The sequence below is a fragment of the Faecalibacillus sp. MSK20_93 genome, from assembly GCF_020589945.1.
GTDB lineage: Bacteria > Bacillota_I > Bacilli_A > Erysipelotrichales > Coprobacillaceae > Faecalibacillus > Faecalibacillus intestinalis.
Genome location: NZ_JAJDKA010000122.1, coordinates 1 through 1,798 on the forward strand (window position 1 = coordinate 1; position 1,798 = coordinate 1,798).

A 1,798-nucleotide genomic window follows, 5' to 3' on the forward strand; every position below is an offset into this window, starting at 1 on the left:
GGGGCTGTAAAGAAACCTAACCTTTTGGATTAGGTTCATCAGCCTCTTTTTTTAGCTTTTTTCTATTTACTTTATTCGATAATCTTTTAGCACTTGGTTTTTTCTTTGTTTCTGGTTGTAAATCATTAGGTGCAATCCAAAATTTATTTTTTGATTTTGCATCATAAAATTTAAATAGTTTTCTAATATTCAAACCTAGACAAACCATCATAAATTCCGTCGATACCTTATCCAGACTTGTCCTTGTAAATCTATCAAAGGGCATATCTTGTTTTATCATTCCAAATGTTCCTTCTACTTGGATACTTCGATTTACTCTCAATTCGATTCCTTTAGGAGATAATAAATTTTCTTCTGATTGGTTTATATATTTTTGAAGTTCTATTACAACTTCAAATATTTTAAAATTTTCTTCCTTTTTGTTCATCCATCTCTTACAGTAATCTTTAAAATCACAGGAATTGCATCCGTCTATTCTAAAGAATGTTGAATTTGATTTTTTTGGATGCCTATTATCTAATTTTACAATATGACCGATATTGCCATTTAAGCATCTAATAGCTGTTTCATTTATCAATACATATTGTGATGGATTTCTTCCGCTTATATTTCCTTCCCAAGAAAAATATTTGACATAGTTTCCAATGTTATGGTCATGTAAGTACCGATAATTATTTAATGAACCATATCCTGAATCAGCACATAGATATTTTGGATAAATACTGTAGGATTCATAAAATTTATCTAAAGCAGGTATCAAATCTTTCAAATCGGATCTTGATTGAGAAACATAATATGTAGCAATCAGCCCTTTACAAACGATAATTTGTGTATTGTATGCAGCATGTGTATTCGTTCCCAATCCAGAATAATAGTCTCTTTTCAAACACATAGCAGTAGCATCATGATCTGTTTTGTAGTATGAATTTCTATCTGGTCCACATATTTTCTCCTTTTCTTCATATTCTAGTGATTTTATTAAAGCAGATTTTAAAAATTCATAATCCTTAAATATTTCCTTATTTGATTTATCAGATATATCTATGTTTGAAATCAAATTATTAAATTTTGTGATTTTGTCTGCAATAGTAGTTGCCGGTATGATTCCAGTTTCAGGAACATTTCTACTCAATTCATATTTTGATAATATAATCCTTATTTTATCACTCAACTTTTGATGGTATTTTGTTGGCTTCCAAACAAACTTATACTTATTTGCATCAGCTTCAAACTTACTGCCATCTAAAAAAGCTGTATTAAAATCTATATTACATTCATCTCTAATAGCATCAGTTATCTTACTGAATAGACTATCACGATTTGGAACAATAAACTCATTATAGAATTTACCAATAGAAGTATGCGAAGGGATAGCGCCATCCATAATATTTATAGCTCTTAGATCAAATTTACAAAAAGTTTCCATATCTCTCAATGAGGTATGTCTAAATGCATACGCATAAGCAATTAAAACTATTAGCTTGTGTCTGTCAATTAAAGGTCTGCCACCTTTGTGATATTCTTTTGAATAAACATCATCTATTAAATCAAATACTCCAGATTTCTTAAAGATATTAAATAATTTATCTATTTTTTCCATTTCCTTCGCTCCAATAGCGTAGGAAGGTATAAAAAATACATTACGTGTGATAGAATACATATGTAATTTATTATGTGAACAGTAATATATTACCAAAAAAGTAGCTCCAGGTTCGATTCCTCGAGCTACTTTTTGCGTTAAAATAAAAAAAGCTATAAAGAATGCCTAATCCAAAAGATTAGGTTTCTTTACAGCCCC

1 protein-coding gene is annotated in these 1,798 nt (G+C 29.3%); it reads right to left on the reverse strand.

The genetic code is table 11. The features are described from left to right. Positions 1 to 16: 16 nt before the first annotated feature. On the reverse strand, positions 17 to 1,600 hold the full coding sequence (locus LJD34_RS15840; RefSeq protein ID WP_052010945.1) for a transposase: 1,584 nt from the start codon (positions 1,598 to 1,600) through the stop codon (positions 17 to 19). Positions 1,601 to 1,798 lie beyond the last annotated feature (198 nt).